Source organism: Nitrosomonas communis (assembly GCF_024102715.1).
GTDB lineage: Bacteria > Pseudomonadota > Gammaproteobacteria > Burkholderiales > Nitrosomonadaceae > Nitrosomonas > Nitrosomonas communis_B.
Genome location: NZ_JAGFJM010000065.1, coordinates 21,411 through 27,410, shown reverse-complemented (window position 1 = coordinate 27,410; position 6,000 = coordinate 21,411). Strand labels below are relative to the sequence as shown.

Genomic DNA, 6,000 nt, shown 5'->3' with positions numbered 1-6,000 from the left:
TGTGTGGGCGCGTATTTGGTCTGTTACTAGCGATGTGTAATCGACTAGAGTCCTATCTAGTCTGAGTTCCCTTTGTCACTTCTTATTTTCACTATCTTGAGATACCGCTCGTCGGCAAGATACCCCTCGCCACCGCACTGCTCTCCGATCTGGGCGTATTTGCACTCGTAATCGGGGCAACTGCCCTGATACTTATTGCACTTGCTCACCAATCAATCCGCAGCCATCGCACTCGCACTATTGAAATTACAAAGATGGAGGAGGATACCTGATGGAGCTAATTCTATCTCTTGGGATAGGTGTGCTAGTCGGATCGGGGGTATGGTTGCTCTTTCGTCCGCGTACCTACCAAGTCATCATCGGGTTGGCGCTACTTTCCTATGCCGTCAATCTATTCATCTTCAGCATGGGGCGACTTACGATTAATGCACCACCCGTCGTTCAAGCTGGTGTCGAGATTGATTCCGCCACTTTTGCGGATCCGGTACCGCAGGCATTGGTACTAACAGCAATCGTTATCGGCTTTGCCACGACTGCGCTCTTTCTGGTTGTTCTGCTTGCATCACGCGGCCTGACAGGAACCGATCATGTGGACGGAAGGGAAACTGAACGATGATATTGACTCCAGAACACCTCGTTATCGCTCCGATTCTGATCCCGTTTATTACTGGCGTACTGCTTCTCTTTTTTGAAGATCGTGAGCGACGCCTCAAGGCAAGTGCGTCGATTCTGGCTGCCATTGCGCTGCTTATGGTATCGATTGAGCTTCTACAAATTTCGCACACCGACGGCGGGCGGATCGTGGTCTACCTACTCGGCAACTGGGCACCTCCCTTTGCCATCAATTTGGTGCTTGACCGCCTATCGGCAATGATGCTCATGCTAACTTCGGTACTTGCCATTCCCGCGCTGATTTTTTCACTCGGGCGCTGGCACAAGGCCGGCCTACATTTCCACACTTTATTTCTGCTTCTTCTCATGGGATTGAACGGCGCGTTCCTTACTGGAGATCTGTTTAATCTTTTTGTCTTTTTCGAAGTAATGCTCGCTGCTTCCTATGGTTTGGCGTTGCACGGCTCGGGCTTGCTCCGGGTAAGGGCAGGACTGCACTATATCGCCATCAATCTTGCTGCTTCACTGCTGTTTCTGGTCGGTGTTTCCTTGATCTATGGCAACACGGGCACACTCAGCATGGCTGACCTTGCTATACGTATCCCGCAAATTGCCGAAGAGAGTCGTATAATGCTGGAATCTGGCATAGCCATTCTCGGTGTAGCCTTCCTCATCAAGGCAGGAATGTGGCCGCTAGGCTTCTGGCTGCCGACAACTTATACCTTTGCACCGGCGCCGGTTGCGGCCATCTTAACCATCATGAGCAAGGTCGGCGTCTATGTTCTACTGCGCTTGTCGTTACTTTTTTTCGGAGAAGAGCCGGGCATTTCGGGTAGTTTTGGATCGCCAATACTCTTCTTCGGGGGACTGGCAACCATTGTTTTCGGTATTATTGGCGTTCTAGCCTCACAGGCGCTTGGCCGGCTTGCTGGCTTCTCGGTATTAGTTTCTTCCGGAACATTGCTAGCAATCATAGGACTCACACAGGTCGATATTACCGCCGCTGCGCTGTTCTATTTAGTCAGCTCCACGCTGGCGATCAGTGCGTTTTTTATGCTCATCGAATTGGTGGAAAGGGAGCAAAATGCAATCTCGAATGTTCTGGCCGTTACTAGGGAAGCCTTTGGCGAAGGCGATGAGGAAGAAGAAGATGAAGAAATAATCGGTGTTGCTATTCCGGGATCGATTGCCGTACTTGGTATCAGTTTTGCCGCTTGCAGTATTTTGCTGGCAGGCCTGCCACCGCTTTCTGGCTTTATCGCTAAATTCGCTATCCTAACGGCTATACTCAATCCTGAAGGGTTCGGGCAAGGTGGCGCGATCTCGTCAGCATCATGGTGGCTCATAGTCCTTCTCATTCTGTCAGGTCTTTCCGCTCTTATCGCTATGGTGCGTGCAGGAATCCGCACCTTCTGGGCACCGGCAGTGACTTTAGTGCCGCGTGTACTTCTCATTGAGATCGTCCCGGTGGCCATGTTGCTGTTCATGACGCTTGCGCTCACCGTGCAGGCGGGACCGATCATGCACTTTATGGAGGCAACGGCAGTCAGCCTGCATGAACCACGATCATATATAGAAGGAGTGATGAAAGCGCTACCTGCTGCGCCATGGCAAATGGAGACAGAAGAATGAGTCAGCTGTTTCCTTATCCACTGCTGATCATCTGTCTGATTATCATGTGGTTGCTGCTAACTAGCTTTTCGTTGGGTCAGGTCATTGTCGGTACTATCATCGCGCTTATAGCTGCCCAGGGCATGGCCGCCCTCCAACCTGCAAAACCCCGACCCAAGCGCTGGGATCTGTTACTCAGGCTGACTGGCATCGTACTCTACGATATCGCACGCTCTAATATTGCCGTAACAAAAATTATCCTCCAAGGAAACAAGCGCACACGAAAATCTGGTTTCATGGCTATTCCACTTAACTTACGCGACCCGATCGGTCTGGCCATACTTGCAGTTATCATAACAAGCACGCCAGGCACTGCTTGGCTAGGCTATAATTTCGCACAAGGAACGCTGTTATTACATATTTTCGATCTAGTAGACGAAGCCGTTTGGCTTGATCTCATCAAGAATCGCTATGAATACCTTTTATTGGAGATATTTGAATGAGCGCTACCATTCTTTTGTGGGCTATAACTTTCGCGCAGATCATGCTGGCAATCGCTATGGTGCTAGCATTGGCTCGAATGATCAAGGGACCGCGCGCGCAGGATCGTGTATTAGGACTTGATACACTCTACGTTAACTCCATGTTGTTAATTCTCGTTTTCGGCATACGTACCGGCAATACACTTTACTTCGAAGTATCATTGATTATCGGTATATTGGGCTTTGTAGCAACTGTGGCACTTGCCAAATTCCTGATGCGCGGCGAGGTGATCGAATGAACCACGTTACTGACCTCCCTTTATGGGTGGCATGGCTCGTCGCTGCTTTCCTATTTATCGGAGCAGGGCTGACGCTGACCGGTTCATTCGGGCTATACCGTTTAAGCAGCTTCTATGATCGCATCCATGCACCGACATTGGGCACAAGCTGGGGAACAGCAGCCATCGTATTAGCGTCGATAATATATTTCAGTGCCTTGCAGTCACGCCCGGTTTTTCATGAAATTCTGATCGGAATTTTCGTCACAATTACAACGCCAGTTACCTTTATGTTGCTAGGCCGCGCCGCACTTTATCGTGATCGCTCAGAGAATAACCCAGAAGTACCGGCCATGGATCTACCTAAGGACATACTTGATAAACTCAAGCTGGCAGATAAAACGGAATCCGTATATCTAGAATCTGGAGAGCGTGAATAATGCTTGATACAGCACGCAGAAGGTGTCACCAGAAGGTGTCAAGTCTTGCTTAACGACAAATAATGAATTACTCTTCGGTTCGTTGGAATTGAAGAATCTGCAATGGCGAGACCGTTAAGAATTGAACTAGCCGGTGGCTTATATCATGTGACATCCCGAGGCGATCGGCGGGAGGAGATTTATCTGGACGATGCTGATCGCACTCATTGGTTGGCGTTGTTAGGGCATGTCTGTAAACGCTTTAATTGGATATGTCATGCGTATTGCCTGATGGATAATCACTACCATATCCTGGTGGAAACAGTGGAAGGAAATTTATCCAGGGGGATGCGGCAGCTGAATGGTGTTTATACTCAGTATGTTAATCGCAGGCACAATCGTGTCGGGCATGTTTTTCAGGGACGTTATAAGGCAATTCTGGTGGAAAAGGAGAGTTATCTTCTTGAGCTATCGCGTTATGTTGTCTTGAACCCCGTTCGGGCAGGGATGGTAACAAACATCGATCAGTGGCCATGGAGCAGTTATCCAGCCATGATTGGAAAAAACAGTTGTCCCGAGTGGTTGCAAACGGACTGGATACTGGGGCAATTCGGTAAGCAGCGAAAGCAGGCTAGGGCTGCCTATGTGGACTTCGTTCGAGCGGGCGTGGGATTACCGAGTGTCTGGAATGCTTTACGGGGACAAATCTACCTGGGTAGCGATACATTTGTCGATACAATGCTGCAACATGTCGAATCCGATAAAAATAGCAGTGAAATCCCCCGTGCTCAGAGAAAGGGGCAGGCTAAGCCACTTTCCGATTACTCATCTTTTAGCGACAGAAATGAAGGCATTATGGCAGCCTATCAAACAGGTGACTACACCATGAAACAGATCGCGGACGAATTTGGGCTGCATTACGCCACCATCAGTCGGATTGTTAAGAAAGCAGAGAAAAGATAGATGTTATATTTCAAGGCTTGATCTCTTCTTCTGCTGCTTCTGTTCTGAAATACATTGTTTGTTTGGAGAATGTTATGAAACACGTTGTTCTGATGCTGTTTCTGGGTATGGCTGCTTTTGTAGCTAGCTGCACCCAGCTGGGAGCAATAAAGCAAAGTCCCAACGTTACCTTGGCTAGCATCGAGCTTGTGCAACTCGGTCTACTGGAGCAACGGTTCATCCTCAAGTTGCGTATCCAGAATCCCAATGACGTTGCATTGCATATTAATGGCATAACCTTTGATGCTGAACTCAACCGCGTGGCTTTCGCCAAGGGCCTATCCGATAAGATCGTGACCGTGCCCCGCCTGGGTGAAGCAGTGATGGAAGTGCAAGCGACCAGCACTCTTGGAATGGTATGGAAGCAATTGGGCGAATTACAGTGATCCAGCCGCGACAAGATAGACTACCGGCTCTCTGGACGGCTCTTCCTGCAAGGGCTGAGCAGTATCCCCTTTGAGCAGAAAGGCGACGTGTCTTTACCAATTAACGGTGCTGGCGATTAATGTTTCTAGACTGTTGAAATTTTGCACAGTTGGAGCAAACAATGAATGCTTGCTTGTCATTGAGAGCTATCCACACTTATTTGCAGTAATTTTTAAAGCTAGCCTGGAGTGGGTCAGTAGCAGATTCCTGGCAGACTGGAGTGTGTAAATAAAAGCGCATAATGCTGCCCGTAACGGCTGATTATACAGCTAGCATTCAAGCTGGCCGCACTCGCCATTTCCTGCAGGATAGAAAGACACTCCGGGTAATCATAATCATGCGCATGCGCATGCGCGCGAATTTCTCTCAATTGTTCCTGGGGCACCTTGATCCCGTTTTCGCGCATGAATTCCAGATAACCCTCCAGGTAATTTTCCCTGCTCTGGTTCTCCTCACGCACGACATCCACCAGAATCAATCAGCCATTTTCCGCGAGACAGCGCCCAACAGCACGAAAGAAGCGCGCCTTTTCATCAAGCATGAGGTGATGAACAGCAAGTCCCGAAAAGATCACATCCCATGTTTTGTCAGTTGACTCGATTGCTGCCAGTAGATCACCATGCCTCAGCGTGATCAGGCCAGGGAATCCTGCCAGATAACTATGCGCCTCAGCCAGTGCAGCTTTGGACAAATCGACGCCTTCATACAGCGCAGGAGGAGACTGCTTCAGGCAAGGCACCAGATAGTGCGCATTGCCACATCCTAAATCCAGTAAACGATATCTCCCGATATCATTGCGTTGCTTGAGCAGATTGCTTACTCCGCTATAAATTTCGTGATGGAGCATCTCGTTATGTTCCATGATCAGATCACACAATGAGCAGGAGCGTGTGAAGATGGCGGTCGATTTGGCAGATGTCATGAGTATTATCGTAATGAAAATAATGATGACAAGAATAGAAGTATCCATGCATGGCACTTTAAAAAGTGACCGCTCCCTGGCTAGCTAAGACTCAAATTTATTGCTTTCATGGATTGAATAGTCACGTTAGAAATATTGTTTTTCTGCAAAAAGATGTGCTATAAAGAGAACGTAGTGTATTAAATATGAGAAAAATGTTAGCGAGATCGGCTCTTTTCTCGGAAGTTGTGAAATCGGATAACATGAGT

Annotated in this window: 9 protein-coding genes; 7 read left to right on the top strand and 2 right to left on the bottom strand. The window is 48.5% G+C overall.

What is annotated here, in order from left to right:
* Window positions 1-271 precede the first annotated feature (271 nt).
* From J5I83_RS06350 to J5I83_RS06320, 7 genes are all read left to right on the top strand, one after another.
* Window positions 272-616: a Na+/H+ antiporter subunit C gene (locus J5I83_RS06350; protein ID WP_304054277.1), complete on the top strand. Its 345-nt coding sequence runs from the start codon at window positions 272-274 to the stop codon at window positions 614-616.
* On the top strand, window positions 613-2,244 hold the full coding sequence (locus tag J5I83_RS06345) for a monovalent cation/H+ antiporter subunit D (protein WP_304054275.1): 1,632 nt from the start codon (window positions 613-615) through the stop codon (window positions 2,242-2,244). Before J5I83_RS06350 ends, J5I83_RS06345 begins: the two co-directional genes overlap by 4 nt.
* Entirely contained in the window at window positions 2,241-2,726 is a 486-nt protein-coding gene (locus tag J5I83_RS06340) for a Na+/H+ antiporter subunit E (RefSeq protein ID WP_304054273.1), read from the top strand. Before J5I83_RS06345 ends, J5I83_RS06340 begins: the two co-directional genes overlap by 4 nt.
* Entirely contained in the window at window positions 2,723-3,004 is a 282-nt protein-coding gene (locus tag J5I83_RS06335; protein WP_304054271.1) for a K+/H+ antiporter subunit F, read from the top strand. The genes J5I83_RS06340 and J5I83_RS06335 overlap by 4 nt, the downstream gene beginning before the upstream one ends.
* Window positions 3,001-3,423 (top strand): monovalent cation/H(+) antiporter subunit G, encoded by a 423-nt coding sequence (mnhG, locus tag J5I83_RS06330; protein ID WP_304054270.1) that lies wholly within the window; start codon window positions 3,001-3,003, stop codon window positions 3,421-3,423. The genes J5I83_RS06335 and mnhG overlap by 4 nt, the downstream gene beginning before the upstream one ends.
* A gap of 102 nt (window positions 3,424-3,525) precedes the next feature.
* Window positions 3,526-4,365 carry a transposase gene (locus J5I83_RS06325; protein WP_304054269.1) on the top strand — a complete coding sequence of 280 codons (840 nt, stop codon included), beginning with the start codon at window positions 3,526-3,528 and terminating at the stop codon, window positions 4,363-4,365.
* Between the two features lie 74 nt (window positions 4,366-4,439).
* Window positions 4,440-4,790: an LEA type 2 family protein gene (locus J5I83_RS06320; RefSeq protein WP_304054267.1), complete on the top strand. Its 351-nt coding sequence runs from the start codon at window positions 4,440-4,442 to the stop codon at window positions 4,788-4,790.
* Between the two features lie 233 nt (window positions 4,791-5,023).
* Here the strand turns inward: J5I83_RS06320 and J5I83_RS06315 are convergent, their stop codons facing one another.
* Complete coding sequence (locus J5I83_RS06315; RefSeq protein ID WP_304054265.1) at window positions 5,024-5,308, bottom strand: hypothetical protein; 285 nt, start codon at window positions 5,306-5,308, stop codon at window positions 5,024-5,026.
* The gene (locus J5I83_RS06310; RefSeq protein ID WP_304054263.1) at window positions 5,309-5,752 is read right to left on the bottom strand and encodes a class I SAM-dependent methyltransferase; all 444 of its coding nucleotides are present in this window, start codon (window positions 5,750-5,752) and stop codon (window positions 5,309-5,311) included.
* Window positions 5,753-6,000: the final 248 nt, after the last annotated feature.